This is a genomic window from Armatimonadia bacterium (genome assembly GCA_039679385.1).
Taxonomy (GTDB): domain Bacteria; phylum Armatimonadota; class Zipacnadia; order Zipacnadales; family JABUFB01; genus JAJFTQ01.
Genome location: JBDKVB010000173.1, coordinates 22,998 through 45,662, shown reverse-complemented (window position 1 = coordinate 45,662; position 22,665 = coordinate 22,998). Strand labels below are relative to the sequence as shown.

Genomic DNA, 22,665 nt, shown 5'->3' with positions numbered 1-22,665 from the left:
TTGTCGATGGGCTCGTAGTACTTGAGGCCGCGTTCCTTCTTCATGAAGTCGCGGCGGATACGGGCGGTGAACAGGACGCCACTCTGCGGCCCGCCGGGAGTGAAGGTCAGCGCGCTATCGCTCGCGGCATCGAAGAGGCTATCGCAGACGGGATGGCCGGCAACCCCGACCTGGGTGTGGACCACTGAGTCCTCGCCGCCCGGGTCAAGACGACAGGGGAGAGGGGACTTGCCCCAGCGCACGGTCCTGATCCTCAGACCAGCGCCCTGACGACCGCCGCCCGTGAGGGTCACGGTGCCGAGGTCCTCGCTGACGGCGAAGACCCAGCGTCCTCCCTGCGCGTTCCCTACAGTCAGCCTCCGGGCTGCCTGGTCGATGGTCACCTGCGGCAGACGCCCAGGGCGCGCTCCGCCGAGTGACCCCTCCACAAAGACCCCAAGGGACTGCTGGACCAGGCGGAAGTCCCGTCCAATCACCTCGACCTGCAGATCGCCAACCTGCAAAGTGGCAGCGCTCGCCGCTGTGGCCAGTGCGAGGAGTGTGGCTACGACAAAGGTGCCGGTGCGCATGCTTGTCCCTCCCGAGGGCACTCCAAACCTCTGCGGCAATACAGTGTTTCGACTTCGCCGACCTTCGACAGCGGAGCGGTGGCGTTGCCCGATCGACGCCCCTGATAGGTCCACCGGGGGCTAACCGCTAACGCCCGCGGACCGAGTAGGCTTCCAGGCCGGGTCGCGTGCGTCCTCCACGATCAGCTTCACTGCGCCGTCAGGCACCGAGAGCACGTACAGCTTGCACTGCACCGTGCCGCCCTTCGCCGAGCGCTCCTCGGCAACAAAGGCCAGGTACTTCCCGTCCCAGGAGAAGGCCAGGCTGTGAAGCGACCTTGCGCTCTCAAACATCAGCAGCGACCCCGACGGCACCTGCGCGTTCATCGATGCCGGGCTCTCCTCGGGGCCCTTGCCGACGTTCTTGCTGAGCCAGTCGGGGGCCTCGAACCTGGGGGTCGCGGCAAGATACAGGCGATCGCTCTGGTCGCTCCACGGGCGGTCGGGGTCGTCGGGTTGCACAAGGCCTGCCCAGTCGAGACGCGGAGAGATGGTTGGCATCAGGTCGGTCATGTCGGTGGCGTAGGCCGTGTGCTTCAGGTCCGGGCCAACGAGGAAGACCTCCTCAGCACCCCAGCCGCGGGTGTAGTTGTGCTCCTCGAGGATGTAGGGCGATTCGGCCCTGTCACAAGCCTGGAGGCGGTTGCACCCGACCGGCTCACCGTGGGACTGGCCGTCGAGACCAAGCCGCCAGGCGCCGTCCGAGGTTGCCGCATGCGGGGTCGTGACCATCAAGGAGTCGCCCTGCGGCGTCCAGACCATCTGCACTATCGTCGTTCGCTCGCCAAGCGGGACTCTGCGCCTGGATTCACCCGACGCGTCAGTCACCCAGACCTCACTCACCGGCCTGTCTTCGCCCCTCACATCCTCAACGGTTGCCGCGAGGTCATGGAGGTAGGCGAGCCGCCGCCCATCTCGGCTCCAGGCGGGAGTGCGGCAGTTCCCCTGGGTAGTGATGGGGATGGCCTCGGGGTTGTCAGGGACCAGGAGACAGACGTTGCCGCCGCGGATGAAGGCCAGGGGACTCGGTACCCGGGCCTTGCCCGGCGCTGTGGCGGCATCGCCGGCGAGTGCCGATGTGCCGCTGGGTGGCTCTGTGTCCTTCGCCGGCACTTCTGGGCTGGCAACCTCTCCTCGTAGCGCCGAAACTCCGGGACCTCGGCAACCCAGAAGGACCAACGCCGCACCGAGGGCGACGACGGCCAGGAAACTACGCATTCTGCTCACCCTCATGTAGACTAAGAGACCAATCTGATTTCGGCGTCCTGCGCTCGAGGACCTGCCGGGAGGGATCGCCGGTCGCTCCGGGGAATAGGCTTCGACCACAGTTCTGAGATCGAGAGGCCAACATGCGACATCTCGCCCTTCTCGCCGCGATCTGCGCGGTCTCCCAATGTCTCGCGCAAGAGGCAAACCTCCTCACCAACCCTGGATTCGACAAGGGCACCAAGTCGCCCGAGGGGTGGTACTATGTGGACTTCAAGACCGGAGGCACCTCGGTCTACGACCAGAAGGCCGGTCGTAGCGGAACTGCGAGCGTCGGCGTTCGTGTCGCCACTGACCAACAGCGCGGTGCATGGTCCCAGCGCCTGACCATCTCGGACCGTGGCTCGATGTACGTCTCCGGCTGGTACCGCACTGAGGGTCTCGCCGCTCGTTCCGGGGCAGGCGCCTGTCTGCGGATGACCTATCTGCGCAGTACGCAGACCTACGACTTCCTGGGCGACCTGCGGCACTTCCTGCCGCCCGCAGAGAACTGGACACCCTTCCACGCAATCTTCCCGACCCCAGCCGGGGCGAAGAGCCTCGTCGTCGAGCTGCTCAACTTCTTCGTACCCGGGACCGTGTGGTGGGACGACCTGCTTGTGCGCCCTGCAACTGATGCCGAGGTGATTCAGGCCATGTCGGACCGACTTGACCAGACCCCTACGGACGACGAGATTCCGTATCGCCCGGAAGAGGGTGACACGGTTTCCGTGAGCCCACCGGCCTTCACGTGGGTGCCGGCGCCGGGTGTGAAGACGTACTTCGTGCAGTACTCCCAGGACCCGACCTTCGCCGCCGAGGCAACGACCACGGTGCGCGATCTCGCGCTGTCCGTCTACACCCCGACCGAGCTCATTCGACCCGGGAAGTGGTACTGGCGCTACGGCTTCGATGCAGGTGGCACCGCGGTAACCAGCAAGTCTCGCAGCTTCCTTGTCCCGACGGATGCCGTGCCTTACCCGCGTCCGACGATGGAAGCGGTGCTGGCGAAGATCCCCGCTGTTCGGCCGCGCATCTACTTCACGCCGGAGTCGGTCGCGCAGATTCGGGCCGAGGCCAAGGGGACGCTCAAGTCCCTTGCAGATCCGGTGGTTCGCACAGCCGAGAAGCAGATTGGCATGCCCCTGTACCCAGAGCCGAAGTGGTTGCCGAAGGACCCTCAGGAGCGCAGCAAGGCATACCTGCTGTCCTTCCAGACGATGCGACCCTTCACGGCCGGGATGGAGACCTGTGCGCTGGCCTACATCATCACTGGTGACCGGCGCTTCGCCGAGGAAGCCAGACGCCGGCTGATGCACTTCTCCACCTGGGAGATCGAGGGACCCAGCGGCGTGCGTCACGACGATGAAGCCGCCATGGACATCGTCATGCGCGGTCCGCGAACCTTCGACTGGATCTACGACACGCTCTCGGAGGCTGACCGCAAAACCTGCACCGACTTCCTGTGCAAGCGTCTGGCGCAGGTAAACCGGCTCCATCGCGATATGCCCTTCGACAGTCGTCCCTACTCGAGCCATCCCGGCCGCATGATCGGGTTCATGGTCGAGGGCACCATCGTCTTCGCCCATGAAGCACCGGAGGCGACGACCTGGCTCGACTACTACCTGCGGCTGCTGTGGTCGGTGTACCCGGCCTGGGGTAGCGACGACGGAGGATGGCACGAGGGCATCAGCTACTGGACGGCATACCTGGGCATGATGACCAACGTCATCGCGGAACTCGACCGCCTCGGGATCGCCTGGAAGGACAAGCCCTTCCTGCAGAACACCGGCTACTTCGGCCTCTACTGCGCCTCGCCGGGACGCAAGAGCATGGGCTTCGGTGACGGCCAGGAGGGTGCTATCGGCTCCGGCCAGGGCGCCTTGCTCTATGCTCTGTCGAGTGTCTACGACAACCCCTACTTCCGGTGGTACGCTGAGAAGACCCGTGGCGCCTCGGCGGGCGGACCCCTTGCCTTCACCCTCTACCGACCGGACCTCAAGGCAAAGGCTCCCTCCGACCTTCCACAGGCTCGTAGCTTCCCGCGCGCCGGCTGGGTGGCAATGCATAGCAACATGGCCGATCCCTCCTCTGACGTCCTGTTGCTGCTGCACAGCAGCCCCTATGGATCGACCAGCCACAACCACGCCAATCAGAATGCCTTTGTGATTGAGGCCTTCGGCGAGGCGCTCGCCATCAGCAGCGGCTACTACCAGCGTTACGGCAGCCCTCACCACATGGAGTGGACCTGGCAGACCAAGGCTCACAACTCGATCCTGGTGGACGGCGAGGGACAGGTTCCGCGCAGTTTCGCCTCGAAGGGACGCATCGCCGAGTTCCAGAACAACGATGGCTTCTGCTACGCGACAGGGGATGCGACGGCGGCCTATGGTGGACGCCTGACCAAGTTTCAGCGGCACGTGCTGTTCTGTCGGCCCGACTACTTCGTGATCCTGGATGAACTCGAGAGCGCCAAGCCCTCGACCTTCCAGTGGCTGCTGCACGCGAAGAGTCCGATGGCTCTGGCCCAAGCCCAGCAACAGGTGACCATCTCGCAGGGGCAGGCGCGTCTGAGAGTGCAGTTCCTGACCCCGGAAGGGCTGGCGTTTACCCAGGACGACAAGTTCACCGTTGCGCCGGACAAGGCAGACTCCCCGAACCAGTACCACTTCACGGCCACGACGTCGGCCCCGGCGTCCACTGTGCGGATCCTGACGGTGCTGACGCCTTACCGCGAAGGTGGCGAGGCTGCGCTACCGGCCTGCAAGCTTCTGAGCGCCGAGGGTGGTCTCGCGCTTCAGGTGGGCCAAGACCTCATCGCCTGGAAGTCGCCGGAGGCTGCCGAGATACGAGCCGGCGATCTGGTGTCTCAGGCGGCTGTGGCCGCGGTGCGCCGCGGTGCAGACGGCAAGGTTCTCCAGGTGTACTCGGTGGGTGACGGCGAAGTGCGCCTTGCCGGCGCCAAGCCCTAACACAAGTGACCGGCGCATTGCGTCGAGGCCAACGAGGCGCGGTGCCTCGGTGCCTACTGTGCGGCCGTGAAGCGTCCTGTCCGGATGCCAGGCACGCAGAAATGCAGGTGTTTACGTGGCAAACGCTGTGCTGATCACTTTCGCGGGGTACCCCTTCACGCCGAGCAGTCTGTGTCCTGATAACGGGCTGGCGAACTTGGCCGCAGTTCTCCAGGGCGCGGGCCACAAGGTGCGCATCCTGGACTTTGGCACCGTTGACAACATGCGACGGCTATACCCGGAAGAGATCGCCCGGAAGGCCGGACCGATCCTCCAGGAACTCGCGCAGGCCGGGCCGTCTCTTAGCGCCTCGCTCCTGCAGCAACTGGCGGAGGTGAATGACCGCCTCGAGCAGCACCAGGCTCGCGAGACCCAGGCGCTGGCGGAGGAGATCACGCAGGAGGTCGCCGATCTGGAGCCTGCTCTCGTCGGGCTGAAGCTGTGGAACGGCGACGGTTTCTCGGGCTCCGTCACCATCGCCGAAACGCTGCGCCGACGGTTCCCGAAGGGTAAGCTTGGTATCTTCGCGGGTGGACCACACGCCTCATGGATGGGGCACCGCATCTACCGGCGCACAGAAGCCTTCGATGCCATCGTCGTGGGAGAGGGTGAGGACAAGATCCTGCCGCTGATGGACCGGGCACTGAAGGGGAACGGCTTCACCGGGATGCCTGGGGTGACGACCTCGGCGGACGCCCCGGCCACACCCACCAACTCGGTGAACCTGGATGACATCCCTTCCGCCCTGTACTCCGAGGATGTCTACCCGTCGATGCAGGGCGACCAGAAGCTGAAGCTCATCATCCTGGATGAGAGCCGCGGGTGCCCCTACTGCTGCGCCTTCTGCACGCACCCGGTCGAGAGCGGCACGCGACTGCGGACACGATCGGCCAAGCTGATCGTGGACGACATGGAGCAGGTTGTGCAAAGCCTCGGGATCCACGCCTTCCGGTTCGCCGGGTCCTCGACGCCGGGACCGCTGATGGCGGAGATCGCCGGGGAGATCACGCGACGGGATCTCTCGGTCCAGTACGCCAGCTTCGCACATTTCGCCAGCGCCTCGCCAGACCATTTCGAGCTCATGCGCAAGTCCGGTCTCGTAGCGATGTTCTTCGGCCTCGAGAGCGGCTCACCGGAACTGCTGCGCCGGTCCGCAGGGAAGCCAATCAAGATCGAGGAGATCGGCGGCACGGTGCGAGCGGCCCAGGAGGCCGGAATCGCCGTCGCCTGCAGCCTCATCGTCCCCATGCCCTTCGAGACTGAAGAGACGATGCAGGAGAGCCTGCGAGTGCTGCAGTCGCTGCGACCTGACTCCGTGCTGGTGCAGTTCCCCGGCCTGCTTCCCGGCACGCCCTGGTTCCTGGAGCCCGAGAAGTATGGCTTCGAGGTCGACCGCGAGCAGTACCTGCTGGAGAACCTCGACTACAAGATCAAGCTGCTGTTCCCGCCCGCGTTCTGGCAGGCGCTGCCCTATAAGCTGAATGGACGCACCTTCAAGGAGTTCTCTGCGCTGACCGCGCGGTTTGTGGCGATGGTGGAGCAGAGCGGCCTGGTGACGGGCATCCCCGATGACAACCTCCTGATGGCGCGCCTGGCTGGCATAGAGCCACGGCAGTTCCGGGACCTGGCCCGCGCCTGGTGCCTGACGGGCAACGTCACGGCTATGGAGCAGTTCGTTCAGGCGCACAACCGTGGGGCGACCGCTGTCTGAGGCGTAGCCCAGGAGCTCGAGCCCAAACAGTGAGAGGGTCCCGCGCAGTTCACGGGACCCTCTTTGCATAGCGGGGTATGGGATGCGGACCGCCGGTCAGTCGTCGACGGTGTCAGCGGCACGTAGACCGCGAACGCACTCCAGGAACTCCTGGAGGTCAAAAGGCTTGCCCAAGACGGCATCCTCCGGCCCGGTGTGCTCGGTGATGTACCCGCTGACGATCAAGACGGGTACCGTTGGGTCCAGGCGCTTAACGAGCAGCGAGAGTTCGCGCCCGGTGAGTTGTGGCATCTCGTGGTCCGTAACGACCACAAGGGGCAGGTCATCGGCGCGATGGTGCTCGCGCTGGAACATCTCCCAGCCCTGCCTCCCGTCGGGTGCCTGAAGCACGCGGTAGCCGTCCGTCTCCAGCACGGCTGCCATCAACTCGCGGATGCCCTCTTCGTCGTCGACCAGCAGGATGATTCCCTTGGGGTTCTCTGGGGTGGCGGCCGGAGCTGTCACTGCCTGCGATCCCTCGGGCCGTGTCTCTGCAGTGTCCATCGTCGGTGCGGCCTCGGGCTGGGCGTTCACCGGTGGAATCAGGAGGCAGATGGTTGTGCCGACGCCTTCGGCGCTGTCAATCTCGAGACGTCCCTGGTGGGCCCTTGCCACTCGGTCGGCAGTGCTCAGCCCCAGGCCGGTGCCCTGGGGCTTGTTTGCCGAGAAGAAGGCGCCCTTGGCGTTCTCAAGCACCTCAGGGCTCATGCCGCATCCGTCATCTCGGATCTGAATGCGCACAAACCCGTCCCTCAACTCGGTGCTGAGCTCGATGGTCCCCTCCTTGCCAACCGCGTCGAGGCTGTTCTCGATAAGGTTGACGATGACCGTCCGCAGGGCAATCTCGTCGCCCTGGATCTTCGGGACGGGGCGCAGACGCATGACATATTCCACCTGGCGGTCGCTCTCGCCGTTGACGTCACGCTTCAGATCGACCGCGGAGGAGACGAGATCGTTGACATTGAGAGTCACCGCGGGATGACTGACGTTAGCGCGCACGAAGTCCTTCACGCGCCGGATGATCATGGAGCAGTCCTCGGCGGCCCGGACGATTCGTGACACCCGCGATGCCACAGCCGGCGGGTCCTTAGGAGAGACCTCTGCCTCTACCTGGCCCTCCAACTGCATGAGCAGGAATTGTGAGTTGGTCAGGATCACGGTGAGCAGGTTGTTGATGTCGTGGGTGACCTCGGCGGTCACCTCACCCAACTCACTGAGCTTGCGCATTGACTCGAGGTCTTCGGGGAGGGAGGACTGAACGGAGCGAAGGCTGTCCACGGCATGGGCGATTCCGTCCGAGCGGTCGGCGTCCAGGGAGCGAGCCCATCCCCCGAGGGTCTCAGCCATCTTCGCAAGCTGCGCCGACAGCACGTCAGAGTCGTGCTGCTGTCGCCGTGCGCTCAGTGCGCGGTCCACGATGCGCGTCACGTCGGCGATGGAGTAGGGTTTGGTGAGGTAGTCCAGCGCGCCGAAGCGCACGGCAAGCCGAGCGGAATCGACCGCGGCGTGAGCAGTGATGATGGCGACCTCAACATCCGGCCACTGCTCTTTGACCTGTCGCAGGACCTCGGTCCCGGGCATGTCGGGCATGCTTATGTCCAGGAAGACAAGGTCCGGCTTCTGCCGTGCTATCTCCGCGAGGGCAATCGGGCCACTCTCTGCCGTGCGAACGTCATGATCCATCTTGAGGATCATCCGCAGCGACTCGCGCGGTCCTCCCTCGTCGTCAACAACCAGTATGTTGCCTCGCATGACCCAAAAGACCCCCTGACAGCGCAACTAACGCATAGTCCTCAACGGCGTCGGTCTACCTCAGCCCGCTCATCATCAAGTTCGTGAACGGGGATAAGGGAGACGCGAAAGACGATGTCCTCAGCTTCACAGTAGGCCTCGAGGGCCCCTCCCTGGCTCTCGATGAGGCGCTGACTGGCCGAGGGGCCCAGGTCGATGTCCGGGTGATCCAGAACATAGGAGGGGTCGAGAAGCCGGAGTGGCTCGCCGGTCGGCGCACCACGTCCATCAGCGCGCACATAGATCGCGACGGGCTGCTCACCCTTCGGACCATCCTGCAGCCGCGCATCGACGACGACCGCTCGTCGCTCTCGGCCGAGCCCGTAACGCAGAAGGTGTGAGAGCGCGGTCGCCATGACGTCGGCGTCGACCTGGACGGAGGGCAGGCCCCCGTCGATGCTGGTGATGATATGCTGCGTGGCTTCGGGATCCAGCAGCACGACGCGGTCTACCGCCATCCTCACCACGTCAACCAAGTTGACTGTCTGGCGCCTGGAGGGAGGTGGCTCGGACAGGGACACGAGCTTGGCCACCAAGTCATCCAGCCGGTGGACGTCGTGCATGACCTGCTGCGACCAGAAATGCTGGAACTCCGGGTCGTCCATGCGGGTCGGCAGCAGTTCCGCGAAGGTGTGGATGGTGGCCAGCGGGTTCTTCAACTCGTGTGCAAAGCGCGCTACCATCTGGCCGATGACCTCGTTGCGCTCCGCCTTGCGTCTCTCTCGGGCGAGCGCCCGCTCAGCGGCTGTGTCCTCGACGAGGAGCATGGCTCCCATCAGGGCTCCCTGCGGCGCGAGGAGACGACGGGTCGATACACGGATCAGCACCTGACCACCGAGGACGGCGAGTTCCTCGTGGTTGCGCTCTTCGCCGTAGGTCAGACACGAATACAGGTAGTCCCCCAGAGGCGAAGGCAGAACACGCAGGTCGCGCCCGATCGCACCTTCCTGTTTGAGCCGCAGTACCCGCGCCGCATTGGGATTGCACACGCAGACCTTGGCTTCGAGGTTTATTGTGACGATTCCGCTCTCCATCGTCCACAGCACTTGGTCGATGTAGTTGTTGCGGGCCTCGAGCTCCCGGTGCAGCTCTGTCTGTCGTGCTCCGGCCGCCGCGTTCGCAGAAAGGACGAACAGCGCCTCGGCTTCGGATGGCTGGTAGGGAGTGCCCAGGACCTTGGGGCCGACGGCCAAGAACCCCCGCAACACGCTCTGGGAGAACAAGGGGATTGCGACGACCCCGCCGAGCATGTCGAGATCACGCTGTATCGCCGTGCCCTCGGGAGCCTGGGCCAGAGCGTCACGGGTCAGGACTCCGCGGTTGCGCAGCAGCCAGGTCGGCAGAGGATCGGTGAGGCTCATGTGGCACATTTCCTCGACGACCGGCGGCATGCCCTCCGAGCGTGCGATCCGGAACTCGCGTGCGTTCGCATCCTGCCACAGCAGGCAGTAGTTCACGCACTGGGTCATCTCGTGGACGGCATCGCAGTAGGCGCCCAGCAGGTCTTCCGTATCGCAGCTTCCGGTCACACGACCGACCATGCGATACAGAGCGCTCTCTGTCCGCTGCATCGAGTGGACGCTGCCCTGCGCGACAGCTGCAAGAGCCGTGCCCGCGGGCGAGCTGAGCGACGGTGCCAGGTGGTTGGCAGACGGTGCTCCACAGCGCCGTGGGCTGGCGTTGAGGTAGGCCATGATGGCCTCAACCTGCGTGCGCATCTGGAGGTCTGAGGCCGAGAGAAGGACCCAGAAGTCGGGGGAGAGAGCACCCTCGACACGTGCCCGTTCAGCGACCTCCTCGGACGCCGCGCAGACTGTGGTGCTCTCAGGGTACATGGTGCGAACCTGATCGAGTAGCTCCACTGTCTGGTGCGTGAGGTGCTGCGCCTCGAGCACGATCATGTCGACAACCATGCTCCCGAGTGTCGTGCCCGGGAACACTTCGCTGTCCAGCTCGACAACCGCTGCGCTCTTGCGCAGGATGTCGCGCAGCCGGTCAATCGCATCCTTGGGGCCCAAGGCGGTCGCACGCCCGGTGATAAGCACCGCTGTGATCATGATGATACCGCCATTTCGAAAGCCTCGGTGGAGTCCGCGCCTGCCCGGACTACCAGTGGCAGACGCAGAGTGAAGGCAGTTCCTGTCTCGCTGTTGGATTCCACCGCGATCGTTCCCCCGTGTTCATCGGCAATCGTCTGGCAGATGGCAAGGCCAAGGCCTGTACCCGTTGCCTTCCTGGTCCAGAAGGGCTCGAAGACGTGCTCGCGGTCTTCGGGCGCGATGTAACTGTCGGAGTTCCACACACGCAGCACAACCTCGCCGGACCTGTCGGCCGTCTCCTGCTCATCACCGGGCTCATCGCCCCCTGGTCCGGGGGCGAAGGCCACCGTGAGCTCTATCTCTCCACCCTCCGGAGTCGCGTCCAGAGCATTCATCAGGAGATTGAGTACCGCCTGATGCAGCCGGTTCTCGTCGGCCCGGAAGACAGGTAGGGAGGGTGCCACATTCGTCGTCAGCCGAACCTTGCGAGCCTCGAAGCTCGCCGTCAGGACCGTCACGACGCCCTGTGCGAAGGCGGGCAGATCCACGGGCTGACGCACAAGGCGCGTCGGCTTCGCCAGGGTCATGAACTGCACCACGAGCTCCTCCAGCCGGTTGATCTCGGACCGCGCGACCTGCAGGAAGGACTCGCGGAACTCGGGGTCATCCAACCGTGTCGGCAGGAGTTCGGCGAAGGTGCGGATCGCGACCAGGGGGTTGCGAATCTCATGCGCCATACCGGCGGAGACGGCCCGGATGAAGCGCAGCCTCTCGGCTTCCTGCTCAGTGCGGCGTAGGGCGTCCTCAGTGCTGAGGTCGCGGAAGACGACGCCGCCACCCTCTGTGGCGCCATTCGGACCACGGAGCAGGAAGGTGCTACAGCTCACCCGCAGCCGTCGCACTCGCTCCGCACTGCCCGCGGGTTGGGCCAGGTTTGCCTTCTCACCCGAGCTCGTGACACCGGCATCGAGGGCGCGGTGCAGGGCATCGCGCAAGGGGCGAGGCAGGACACGAACGCTTTGCCCTAGCAGTTCCGACTCCTGACGCCCGAGCAGATTGCAGGCCGCCGCATTCACCAAGAGGATGGTCTTGCGCGAGTCGACGGCCACCACGCCGCTCTCCATCTGCGCGAGCACCTTCTCTGTGCGCTCTTTCTCGGAGAGTATCTGGCCCTTCAGCTCAGAGCTCTTGACGGCGATGGTTGCGTGGTTGGCCACGCTCTCGAGCACGTCGAGGTCAGTCCCATAGTACATGTCCCTCGACACCTTCTCGCCGAGGGCCAGGAGGCCGATGGTCTGGCCTTCCCAGCGCAGCGGAGTGACGACGCTCGCGCCGATATCGGACATCGCGGCGAGGGTCCGGGCGCTCTCCTCAAGGGCGCCAAAGCGAGCGATCTCCCCTGCGTCCAGAGTTCTGGTGAGCTGATCTGCGTTGAGCGCGCGCACAACATTGAGCGGGAGTCGACGGCCGACGACCGCGTAGGAGGGCGCTGTGGGCTGCTCGTCAGGCAGCACTGACGCGGCGCATCGCAGGGCCCCATCGAGACCGCGCAGGTAGGCGGATACCAGGGTGCAATTGAAGAACCGTTGGGTCTCGGCCAGGATCGGTAGCAAGGCGGATCCATCGGCCGGTGCGCGCACCACTGCCGCACCCAGGGCGCTGATGAGGTGCCCAATCCGGTCACGCTCGGCACGCAGAGGACGCACCACAAGACCGTGGAAGGTGTGGTAGGTCGGGATCAGAAACAGCCCGAGTATCGCTCCGATGGACATCCACAGAACCGCAACCTGCGAAGGGTTTCCTTCCCAGAGATGCGTCTGGTTGCCCAGCGTCCAGATAACGCTTCCCGCGACCGGAACCAGGCCGGCCAGCGCGAGCATCCCAGCCGCCGCTTTTCGGGTGAGGCCGTCCAGGTCCCAGAGCCGGTACTTGGCAATCGAGATAGCCATCGCAGCGATGACGATCAGGTAGCCGACGGCGCCCCACCGGCTGTACGCCGTCATCCCGGTGACCATCGGCAGCAAGACGTTGGTCGTGAGGATGATGAGCTCGCAGACGAGGGTGCCAAAGAAGACATAGACCGTCTGGACGCGGGCGACGCCCCTGAGTGTCCTGAGCTTGTGGAGGAGAACCAGGTTCGCGTGGATGACCAAGGTCAGCGGGTAGATTGCGAAGACCGCCAGGGGCCAGCCAAACTCGACACACGGGCCAAAGGAAGTCAGCTTCACCGAGCGAACCAGAGAGGGCAGCGCAGCAACCAGGCTGAAGAGCAGGGCGAGGATGTACAGGGGCGCCCGCCGCTTCCAGGGGAACATCCGCAGCCTGTCAGGAAAGACCCAGACGAAGTCGACGAAGGTGGCCACGACGAAGAGGGAAGCGATGTGGAGCGCACGCATCAGGGCGGAGAGCGCCTCGAGCTCCGCTACCATGACTCCGCAGGTGAGCAACACCCAGGCAGCGACGACGGCGGCGTGGACCCCGAACAGCCGGTTCGAGGGCCGGTCGGGGGCCCGCAGATAGGCGACAAGGCCCAGGCATAGCGTGATGCAGGCCGTTCCAAGGAGAGAGACTATGTTGATGTCCATCAGCGTCTCCTCGGCACTAGCGCGTGTCGTATGGCGTCGATGGCGCTACCGCGCGGTCCCCCGGGGAGCAAGTCTCGCATCCAAGGCACCTAAAAACGCTCATCGAAGCGGCGCAGAACCACCGCACCGTGCGTCCCACCGAAGCTGTGCGCGTTCAGGACGGCGGCATCGATCCGGCCACGACGGGCGGTTCCGGGTACAAAGTCGAGGTCGCACTCCTCATCGGGCGCCTCGAGGTTGACGGTGGGTGGGATCGTGTCCGTCGCCATCGCCATGCAGGTTGCAACCGTCTGCAGCGCTGCGGACGCAGAGAAGGGCTGCCCCATCACAGGCTTGATGGAGCTGACCGGTATGTGGTACGCATGGTCCCCAAGTGCCTTCTTGAGCCCGAGCGTGTCCGCCATGTCGTACTGCTTGCTGGCAACGCCATGGGCGCAGGCGTAGTCGATCTCACTGGGACCCATGCGGCCGGTCGCCAGGGCGGTACCGATAGCTCGTGCCAGCTCCTCGCCGGTCGGCAGAGCAATGACCATATGGTAGGCCTCCGAGGTGATCCCGTAGCCGCGCACCTCGGCGTAGATGTGGGCTCCCCGGTTCATTGCGTGCGCCGCTGTCTCGAGCACCACGGCCCCCGACCCGTCGCTCAGTACGAGCCCATCGCGGTTCTTGTCATAGGGACGGAAAGCATGGGTCGGATCGTCGTTGCGGGTGGACATGACCCGCAAACGGGTGAGAAGCCCGAAGACCAGGGGCCCAAGGCTCGCCTCACTTGCCCCCACAATCATCGCCTGCGCACGGCCGCTCTGCAGGGCTGCGACGCCCTGCGACATCGTGATGATGGCCGTTGCGCAGCCTGTGGAGGAGGTCATGTTCGGACCCTTGAGCCCCAGGTCGATAGCGATGTGACTGGTTGTTGCATGCGCCGGGACCTCTACGATCGCGTAGGGATCCACGGCCCTGAGCCCGTCTTCGACGAACTGGCGATTCACGTCGTCGCCAAGGTTCCCGTAGCCTGCACCACTGCTGCCGAAGGCCACGCCGGTGTCGTAAGGGTCGGTCTTGGAGCTCGCCAGCCCGGAGTCCTCATAGGCCTCTCGCGCAGCGGCGATGGCGTAGTGGACGAACCGTCCCTGGTGTCTGGCTTCCTTGGCCTCAATGTGGTCCAGGGGATCGAAGCCGCGGATCTGGCCGCCGATCTTGCAGGACAGTCCGGTCGTGTCGAACAGGTCGAGTCGCGAGATGCCCGACACGCCGTCGCGGACCGACGCCCAGAAGGCCTCCTTGCCGATTCCGCAGCAGGAGACCGCTCCCAGGCCGGTGATCACCACGCGTCTTGCCAGGTCGTCGATGCGCAACTTCGCTCACATGCCTTCTTACCAGCGATAGGTAGCCATTAGCTGGTGAGTGCTGGATCCCCCGAAGAAGGGTCGCGCCAGGTCATCGTTCCAGTCGCTTGCGTAGGCATAGTCGAAACGCCAGCCCTCTCTCTCATACCCGACACCATAGGTGGGATGGCTGTCGTTGAGACCGGCGCGGAGGGCCCACAGCATTGCCGGCCGCCACTCCGTGCCGAAGTGCCAGCCGTTGGTCGCGTCCTCAAGGTCGCCCCTGGAGGAAGTGCCGCGCTGGAATTCCGCCGCCACCACCAGGTCCGGCCTCAGGTGTCGTGAGGCACCAAGAGCCAGGTAGTCAGTGTGGAAAACGAATTCGCTGCGCGCTCCGACGGCCAGGCCGGCTGCGGTCACCGTCTCCTGGTAGTAGTCGTACACGATCCCCAGGTAGTCATCCGGAGCCCACTCGTAAGCCAGACCGAGACGAGCACCAATATCGGCCTTGCTCGTGAGATTCATGAGTGCGGGACCACCGGGAACTCCGACGTTGAACTGGACCCGCATGTAGGGCGACACACCGACTCCCGCGAGAAGCCGCGGGCTGAGCCGGTGACCGTAGTGGATCGATACGTCGCGCTCGGACATATCGACGGTCGCGGCGCCGAGGCCCGGTAGAGCCAGGGTCGCAGTCCCCGTATCGAGCGAGAAAGCGGTAACCTGGAAACCGCTGATCCCCGGGCGCAGAGGCTGGCCGTAGTGCATCTGCACGGAGGTGAGGTCAAGGCCTGCGTCAAAGCTGGTGGCCGAGTAGCGGATACCAGCATCGGAGGTGGGCTGGTCTGCGGCATAGGCTGGGTTGGCAAAGCCCGGGTCGTTCATACAAGAGACCGGGCCGCCCATTCCGAAGGCGCGGGTGGTCGTCGAGGTGCAAAGGCCAAAGGGGTGAACGAAGCTGTACACATTGGGGCCAACACCTTGACTCCAGGCTGGGAGCAGGCTGCATACCGACAGGACGGCAGATACGGCAAGGGCACGCAAACTGTGCATCGTCCGCTGCTGCATTGTGAGTTCTCCGTTCCGTAGGGCGATCTGTGTTGCGTACTGCGCCCCGAGTGCCTTGGGCATTCCGTCCAGGGCCCAGAGGCCGTTTGTGTGCGTCTCCTGAGGGTGCTATTGGCCGTCCGACGCTCCGTTTGTAGGATGTCCGAGGGTACCGCCGTCGGCAAGCCAAGCATCCAGCTCCGGCTTGCGGAATCGCCAGGCACGCCCGACCTTGGCAGCCGGTACCTCACCCCGCCTTGCCTTGACCTTGAGGGTCTCCGCATGCATCTTGAGGTAGTCCGCTGCTTCTTTTGCGGTGAGTATCTCATCAGACATTGGCTTGCAACCTCTTGCATTGACTGGCGATCCACTTTAATCTATGGCATTGCGTGGTATCCGTCAAGCTGTTGGTTTTGGAATACTATGGCCTTCTCAAGTCTGGCCGCCACATAGAAAGGATGTACGGACCGAAAACAGCCTTGGGGGCTAAGTTATCCGCCAATATCTTCCGATGATATTCCTTCTGGTTCCGACCAGTAAGGATAGGCTCATCACATCTGTGTACCGAGAGCGTCTGTGTCAGACGTCGCCCGTTGACTGCTTGAGGGCGTGCAAGAGGGCACGGCGCGAGCAGGAGGCCAAACCTCCTGTCGCGACGAATTTGGACTTGATATACGTCGCCAGGGAGGCGCAGGATATGCCACTTCGGGTCGCCGTCGTCGGGTTGGGCCACAACGGAGATGCCTGGGTGCGGGCCTACGAGAGCTGCGAGCAGACGCAGGTGGTCGCCCTCTGTGACCTGTGTCCGGACCGTCTAGAAGCAGCCTTGGCTCTTGCCCCGCAGGCCAGAGGGTTCTCCAATCTGGACGAGCTTCTTGACCGCGAGCGACCGGAGGTGCTCTCGGTGCACACGCCGGACCACCTCCACGCTGACCCTTTCGTCAAGGGACTGGAGGCCGGCTGTCACGTCTTGGTGGAGAAACCGATGGGGAACACCATCGAGGACCTGGACCGTATGACCGAGGCGGCTCGCAGCAGCGACCGCAAGACGCAAGTCGGGCACATACTGCGGTTCAACCCGCTCTTCGCAGAAGTCAAGCAACAGTGCGCGCAGGGCGCCCTCGGTGAGCTGTTCTACCTGGAGGCCGACTACATTCACAACCTGCTGGTCCAGGCCGGCCCGGCACGGACCAACCCGCAGTTGGGGAACATGAACTGGTACCTGGAGAAGGAGATCCCCATCGTGGGAGGCGGCGCCCATCAGCTTGATCTGCTGCGCTGGTTTGCCGACAGCGACGTGGAGTCTGTGTGCGGCTTCGGCAACTCGATCGCCTTCCCAGCCATGCGGAACCCTGACTGTATGGCGGCGCTGTTTCAGTTCGCCTCGGGCGCGGTCGGCAAAGTGAGCGCGCTGTATGGCCCGGTGGGCGATCGGCCGCCTCATGGGAACCTGGCCATATACGGGACGAAGGGCACCTTCCGGGCAGGTAAGCTGATGCTGGGAGAGGGACACGACGTGGCGGTGACTGATCTGGGTCACCTCGAGATGCAGGGGCACCCCTACGATCCACAACTGCACAGCTTCGTCGAGAGTATCCTCGAGGACAAGCCCACAAGGAGCGATGCCTTCAGCGGCGCGAACAGTGCGGCCGCCACCATCATGGCAGCCGAGGCGATCGCCGCCGGCAAGGTGTTGAGGGTTCCCAACTACAGGCCTTGACCGAGACGTCAGGACTGAGCCCAGACCCAAGGACCCGGCAAAGTCAGGGAGCCGCCAAGCCTTGACATGAGGAAAACGTGATGTAGACTACATATCTGGTCTCCGTAGGGTCGGGGGGAGCCGGCCACAATCGGGAACCGGAAGTCATCGACAGGAAGCCCCCTCATGCCGCAAGAGATAACCTCTGTTGTGTCAACTTTGGAAGTGCTGCTTCGTGAGCGGCTGGGCTCATGGCCCTCCTCCTGGGAGGGTTACCATTGGCCCGGGTACACCTACGAGCACAGCTTGCGTGTATGCGATCTTGCCCTGGAGATCGCGCGTCGCGAGAGCGCCGACACGGACGTCGTTCACCTGGCCGCTTTGCTGCATGACATCCGCAAGGATTCCGGCAGGGGCCATGCTGAGACGGGCGCCCAGGAGGCCGCCGGGATTCTGGCCTCCCTGGGGGTAACGGGTGAGCTTCGCGAGCGTGTCTGCAACGCTATCGCCACCCATTCCGGCAAAAACACCCCTGACGGCCCGGTTGAGAATCGCTGCCTGGGTGATGCCGATCTCATCGACTCAAACTTTGGGCTCGTGGCAACCTGGCGCTTCATCACGATCCGCTCAGGTCACAAAGCCTCGCTGCCTGAGACCGTGGCGGCCATGAGGGAGTGGCTCCCGAAGAAGGACCAGCTCCTCGCACTGCTGCTGACCCGGTCGGGCAAGGAGGTCGCCCGGCAGCGGTCGGCACGCATGCGGGTCTTCTGCGAGGAGCTCATGGAAGAGATCGCCAGGCCGAACAGCGCCGACGGTCTGGTAACCGTCGCCGGGTTCATCCATGAGGACTGTGGGCAGCACCTGCTGCGCGAGCAGATTGCCGGGCTCGAGGAGCTCTGCGAGGAACACCAGGCTCCGAGCCTGCTGCCTACGGTGTGCCGATCCCTGCGTGACGAGATCCGAGGTCTCCATTAGGTGCCGAGCGGCTTGCCTGCCCGCGTGACGCGTTCTTCCGCAATCGGGCTGCTGCTAACGATCAGCGCCCTGGGTGTCTGGGCGGCGCCGACGCGGTACCTCAGTGCCTTCATCCAGTCCGATAGCCACTTCAAGGGCGACGTGGGTGCCTTCGAACAGGCCCTCGGAGCCCCGCTCTCCCTCTACGCCACCTACCGCGCCTACGGCAAACCCTTCCCAAGCACCTGGGCAGACAAGATGGTCTCCCGTGGGCGTGGCCTGCTGCTGTTCTGGGAGCCCTGGGAGTACGGCAAGCCTCTGTCACAGGTGTCTGAGGACGAGTACCTCCGCCGCTGGGCAGGCACCCTCTCCCGGGTACCCACGCCGGTCTTGCTGGTCTTCGGCTCTGAACCCAACATGAACCAGGACGGCTACCCCGTCGGCTACTCCGAGTACCGCGCCCGGTACCGGACCGTCGCGACAGTCATGCGACGTCTGGCCCCGCGCGTGGAGATGGTGTTCTCGCTGGCAGTGCCGGGGGTCGTGCGCGAGCCCATGTGCTCTGCCTTGTACTACCCGGGTGATGCCTGGGTCGACTGGGTCGCCTTCACCAGCTACGACAACGGGAACTCGTCGGCGTGGGGAGACCTGCAGACGTGTCTGGACTGGGCCTCTGGGCGCTGGCCGGGGAAGCCGCTGGGGATCACCGAGGTCGGCTGCAATCGTCGGCAGGAGGGAACGGGCACTCGCCTGCTCTCCTTCTTGCAGTGGAAGCTCGACACCTACCCGGCTCTGCGCTTCGTGAACTACTTCAGCCTCGACGCCGACCAGCGTGCCCACGCGCCGAAGCCCTTCTCCTACGGCCTGCTTCCGGGTTCCGAGGCCTTCACCGCGATGCGCTGGGCTGCTCACAGTGGGAAGTTCACGCCACTGAACCAGGACGGTGGAAGGCCCCAGGGCAGCCTGCTTCAGGCCCGGGCCGCCGATGCTAACGATGACCCGATCTTGCTGCGCAAGGAAGCGCTCACGCTCTTGTACCAGGCTCTGCCGGCCTCGGTGACTGGCCACAGCACAGGGGCGCAGGACACTGCGAGCGCCCTGTCCTGGCTGCAGGCGCACCAGGTCGTCAAGGGTTTTGCCGGGGGCGAGGATGGGGCGGAGGAGGCGATTCTCGCCTACGAGTTCGCGATCGCCCTGTCACGAGCTGTCAGCCTACCGGGCGTCAGCCGGAGGTCTGGAAGCGGCATCCCGCTGACCTGCACCGCAGAGGCCTTCACCGTGGGCAGCGGCACGAGGGCGGCCCTCGATACACTCCAGAAGCAGGGCGTCCTGAGGTTGCAGTCGCAGGGCGAGTTGCGGCTGTTTGACTGTGTGCGGCGTAGCCGGGGCCAAGCCCTGCTGGTCCGAGCCTTCGGCCGAGGGTAGCCTGGCTGCGCTCAGCGAACCGACCGGACGAAGCGCAAGACAATCCCCATCGTTTCGGCAAGACCTGGAACCGCCGTGATCCCCGTTCCCTTCACCTGCTCCGGGCTCCCCAGCCACAGCCCAAGGTGTGCCTCTGTCAGCATCGCCAGGTCATTCGGCCCGTCCCCGACGGCCACAAGGCGCTCCCGTCCGAACCCCAGGTCGTGCGCCAGTTGCATGAGTGCCGCACCCTTGCTGCAGCGCCCAAGGGTCCAGTCGACGCTATCGCTGTGCACGTAGCGGGTGATTCCAGCGGGGAGCTCTGGGATCACTTCGGCGGCAAGGCGAGCGGAGGTAAGGTGCTCTGCGGCAGGAAAGGCGGTCACGCCGACGGTGTTCGGCTGGAGGAAGACCTCGTCACCATAGCGGATGCGAAGCTCCTCGCGCAGCCGATCGAGGGCCAGCTTCTCCTCGCTGGAGGGCGTGACCCGCCAGCGAGGAGTCGGCATCGTACTGCGGATCCAGACCTCAGCGCCATTCTCACCGATCAGCGAGGAATCCAGGATTCCGAGAGCCCGCGCCACACCCGAGAGGTAGGCGCAAGGCTTCCCGGAGGCCAGGACAAGATGCGCACCAGCATGCCGCAGCGCCTGCAGGGCCTCGCGCGTCTCGGGAGCAGCAGTCTCGTCGACCGGCATGAGAGTACCGTCAAGATCGAAAGCCACCAGGGCTCGCGAGGGCTGGGTCTGGGCCTGCACCTGTGCTTCCCGGTGAGGTTGGTCGCCGTGGTGCTCGGAACTACCCAAGGGCGACCCCCTGGCGGCGAAGCTCCTCCTGCACGGCCCCGATCTGGACCTCGCGCGGCGCGCATCCGGCACGGGCACTCATAGCCGCTGCGACGCCCGCGCCCTGGCCGACGATCATGGTGACGGCCATGATCCGAAGCAGGTGCGGGTCCTGGGCGCTGACGCTACGTCCGGCGCCCATCACCAGCCCATCGACCTTGCGCGGGAGGAGGCAGCGGTAGGGAATGTCGAAGCACTCGCCTGCGAGCACCTCGGTGGCCCAGGCGCGCGGTCCCGGATGCTTGACGCGGAACTCCTCAACCACGCCGCGGCCAATGGCATCGGGGAAGCGCACGGGTGTGCCCCGCATCTCCTTGGTGAAGACGAAGTCGCCGTCGAGCCACCGCGAGGCGCGAATGCCCAGATCGTCGGCAGTGTTCATCACCGCCGCCCGCGAGAAGCCGGGCATGTACCGCCGGAAGAAGTCCGTGACCTGAAAGGCCATGCGCCTCCCATCGGCCATCCCTCGGGTGATCGCGGCGATGTCGAGGTCGGCGAGCTTCAGGAACCCGGTGATGACATGAACCACACCGAGGTCGCGGATCGCGTGCATCTGAAGTGCATCCAGCGTGTCATGGACGCCGATCTTGGTGGGGTACTCGCCGCGCTCCACGCCCTGCTTGATGATGTCCATCTGCATCCCGCCGCCGTGCGGGAACAGGAAGGTCCCGACCTGTCGGTACTGCTCGACTGCCTCTCCCAGCGACCAGTCGACGTCCATGTGTTCGGGGTACTGGTCGCGGTGGTCGATGAAGTACTGCACGAAGGCATCGACATCGACGTTGCCGATGCGGAAGACGAAGCTGTGCTTGGCGCCGGGAATGTCCCGGAGGGTGTGCACCGGCGCACCGGCCAGGGCAGCGACATCGGCGTCACCCGTCGCATCAACGACGACGTTCGCCAGGATCGCCTCGCGGCCCGACTTGCTCTCAACTGCCACCCCCTGGAGCGTCGTGCCGTCCGTGCCCATGAGGGCGCCACAGACGGTCGTGTCCCACAGGTACTGCACCCCCGCCTCTTCGAGCAGCTCGGTCAGTACGAGCTTGCCGCGCTCAACGTCGAAGATGATGTGGCCCTTGTGGTCGCGCCACTTGGCGCCGTAACCCTCAGCAGCCGCGAGGCGGTCGATGAACTCGAGGCTGTTGCCCTTCACGAGGGGCTCGTGCTTCGGGGTGTACAGGTAGTTGAAAACCGAGCAGCACATCCCGGCGGTGGCTACACCTCCGGGGAAGCCATTGCGCTCTACCAGCATGGTTTTGCCGCCGGCGCGGGCAGCCGCAACGGCTGCTGATACGCCACCCAGACCCCCTCCGCACACCAGGACATCAACTTTTGCGCGGACGGGAAGGTCTCGTGCGGGTTCCGTGATGGTCAGAATCTCGGGCATGGTTCGCTCCTGTCTGTTAGCGGCAGTCGGGAGAGAGTGATTGTCGGCAGGGAAGGCAACACCACCCAAGGTGGCGCCGCCAGTGGCCAGGGCCACGGTCTGAAGCATCTTCCTGCGGTCCATTGCTCTCTCCCGGGGAACGGCCTCTCCTAGTGGTACGCAGGCGTTGAGGTGATCTTCCAGCCCCTATCGGTGCGCTTGAGGACGTAGTCCTCAAGGTCGGTCTTCACCTCGTCGCTGTCGCTCGGTGACCACTTGACGGTCACCTCGAAGTTGATCTGGTTGGGGCCGACGACAGTATGGCCGGTGACGATCTTGCTGTGTACCGTGAGGTCCTCCTGGCCCACTACCTCCGGCCGGAACTGCGCAGCGGCACTGCCGCCGAGGTACTTGGCCATCTCCTCGCCGTCGTTCCCCAGGTCAGCCGCAAGGTACCTCTCCAGCACCACGGTAGCCTGAGCCACCGGGTCCTCCGAAGGCTCAGGCGGGACCTCAGGCTGTGGTGAAGGCTCTGGCTTCAGGTCCTCCGCGGGTTGTGTGGTCGTGCCTGCGGGGCCACCACCCGGCGTCTCGGACTCGGCAGCAGAGGTTCCACCCGGCGAGGAGACTCCCGCCGGCGCGATCGGCTGATGAACCTGCGCGGGGACGAACCACGCCAGCACCCATATCAGACCGCCGAGGACGAGTGCGGCCAAGACAGCGCTGGCGATGATCCAGGGCAGAGCCGGGTTCGTCGCTCTGGGCTGAGGGCTGGTCGGCTCGGTCGAGGGTGTCTGGCCGGAAAGTGGAGCACCACAGGAGCTGCAGAAGCGAGCCACGTCGTCGTTCTTTGCACCGCACTGGTTGCAGAACACGGGCCTCACCTCGTCCGGGGATCCCAGGAGCGTCTCTGCCACACGGCACGCCTCACAACACAACTACGCGCGCGGAACTTCCGCGCGGACACGCTTCGTACCTGCGTCGTGAGAGACTGGT

The 22,665-nt window shown here is 64.8% G+C and carries 16 protein-coding genes; 5 read left to right on the top strand and 11 right to left on the bottom strand.

The window, feature by feature from the left end:
- Both ABFE16_19935 and ABFE16_19930 read right to left on the bottom strand, forming a co-directional pair.
- A partial coding sequence (locus ABFE16_19935; GenBank protein ID MEN6347570.1) for a hypothetical protein occupies positions 1-569 on the bottom strand: 569 nt, incomplete at its 3' end.
- A 120-nt stretch (positions 570-689) separates the two neighbouring features.
- A complete protein-coding gene (locus ABFE16_19930) occupies positions 690-1,826 on the bottom strand; it encodes a hypothetical protein (protein MEN6347569.1) in 1,137 nt (378 codons plus the stop codon).
- Between the two features lie 131 nt (positions 1,827-1,957).
- Here ABFE16_19930 and ABFE16_19925 point away from each other — a divergent pair, with 131 nt between their 5' ends.
- On the top strand, positions 1,958-4,825 hold the full coding sequence (locus ABFE16_19925; GenBank protein MEN6347568.1) for a DUF4962 domain-containing protein: 2,868 nt from the start codon (positions 1,958-1,960) through the stop codon (positions 4,823-4,825).
- Between the two features lie 127 nt (positions 4,826-4,952).
- Complete coding sequence (locus ABFE16_19920) at positions 4,953-6,575, top strand: radical SAM protein (GenBank protein ID MEN6347567.1); 1,623 nt, start codon at positions 4,953-4,955, stop codon at positions 6,573-6,575.
- 96 nt (positions 6,576-6,671) lie between these two features.
- On the opposite strand, the gene ABFE16_19915 is transcribed toward ABFE16_19920, so the two are convergent.
- The 6 genes from ABFE16_19915 to ABFE16_19890 form a co-directional block, all read right to left on the bottom strand.
- Complete coding sequence (locus tag ABFE16_19915; protein MEN6347566.1) at positions 6,672-8,366, bottom strand: response regulator; 1,695 nt, start codon at positions 8,364-8,366, stop codon at positions 6,672-6,674.
- A gap of 41 nt (positions 8,367-8,407) precedes the next feature.
- Positions 8,408-10,462, bottom strand: coding sequence for a histidine kinase dimerization/phospho-acceptor domain-containing protein (locus ABFE16_19910; GenBank protein MEN6347565.1), 2,055 nt, complete (start codon positions 10,460-10,462; stop codon positions 8,408-8,410).
- A complete protein-coding gene (locus tag ABFE16_19905) occupies positions 10,459-13,029 on the bottom strand; it encodes an ATP-binding protein (protein MEN6347564.1) in 2,571 nt (856 codons plus the stop codon). Before ABFE16_19905 ends, ABFE16_19910 begins: the two co-directional genes overlap by 4 nt.
- An 89-nt stretch (positions 13,030-13,118) precedes the next feature.
- Positions 13,119-14,384 carry a beta-ketoacyl-ACP synthase II gene (locus tag ABFE16_19900; GenBank protein MEN6347563.1) on the bottom strand — a complete coding sequence of 422 codons (1,266 nt, stop codon included), beginning with the start codon at positions 14,382-14,384 and terminating at the stop codon, positions 13,119-13,121.
- 18 nt (positions 14,385-14,402) lie between these two features.
- Positions 14,403-15,422 carry a hypothetical protein gene (locus ABFE16_19895; protein ID MEN6347562.1) on the bottom strand — a complete coding sequence of 340 codons (1,020 nt, stop codon included), beginning with the start codon at positions 15,420-15,422 and terminating at the stop codon, positions 14,403-14,405.
- Positions 15,423-15,530: 108 nt separating this feature from the next.
- Entirely contained in the window at positions 15,531-15,737 is a 207-nt protein-coding gene (locus ABFE16_19890) for a helix-turn-helix domain-containing protein (protein MEN6347561.1), read from the bottom strand.
- 361 nt (positions 15,738-16,098) lie between these two features.
- Between ABFE16_19890 and ABFE16_19885 the strand changes: the two genes are divergently transcribed.
- The 3 genes from ABFE16_19885 to ABFE16_19875 all read left to right on the top strand — a co-directional run bounded on the left by ABFE16_19885 (position 16,099) and on the right by ABFE16_19875 (position 19,479).
- Positions 16,099-17,121 (top strand): Gfo/Idh/MocA family oxidoreductase, encoded by a 1,023-nt coding sequence (locus ABFE16_19885; protein MEN6347560.1) that lies wholly within the window; start codon positions 16,099-16,101, stop codon positions 17,119-17,121.
- Positions 17,122-17,310: 189 nt separating this feature from the next.
- The gene (locus ABFE16_19880; GenBank protein ID MEN6347559.1) at positions 17,311-18,075 is read left to right on the top strand and encodes an HD domain-containing protein; all 765 of its coding nucleotides are present in this window, start codon (positions 17,311-17,313) and stop codon (positions 18,073-18,075) included.
- Between the two features lie 12 nt (positions 18,076-18,087).
- Positions 18,088-19,479 carry a hypothetical protein gene (locus ABFE16_19875; protein MEN6347558.1) on the top strand — a complete coding sequence of 464 codons (1,392 nt, stop codon included), beginning with the start codon at positions 18,088-18,090 and terminating at the stop codon, positions 19,477-19,479.
- Between the two features lie 11 nt (positions 19,480-19,490).
- Here the strand turns inward: ABFE16_19875 and ABFE16_19870 are convergent, their stop codons facing one another.
- Genes ABFE16_19870 through ABFE16_19860 form a run of 3 tightly spaced genes read right to left on the bottom strand, consistent with a single transcriptional unit; the run spans position 19,491 to position 22,586 of the window.
- Positions 19,491-20,264 carry an HAD family hydrolase gene (locus ABFE16_19870; GenBank protein MEN6347557.1) on the bottom strand — a complete coding sequence of 258 codons (774 nt, stop codon included), beginning with the start codon at positions 20,262-20,264 and terminating at the stop codon, positions 19,491-19,493.
- Complete coding sequence (locus ABFE16_19865; protein ID MEN6347556.1) at positions 20,257-21,813, bottom strand: FAD-dependent oxidoreductase; 1,557 nt, start codon at positions 21,811-21,813, stop codon at positions 20,257-20,259. The genes ABFE16_19870 and ABFE16_19865 overlap by 8 nt, the downstream gene beginning before the upstream one ends.
- A 26-nt stretch (positions 21,814-21,839) precedes the next feature.
- Complete coding sequence (locus ABFE16_19860; GenBank protein MEN6347555.1) at positions 21,840-22,586, bottom strand: zinc-ribbon domain-containing protein; 747 nt, start codon at positions 22,584-22,586, stop codon at positions 21,840-21,842.
- Positions 22,587-22,665 lie beyond the last annotated feature (79 nt).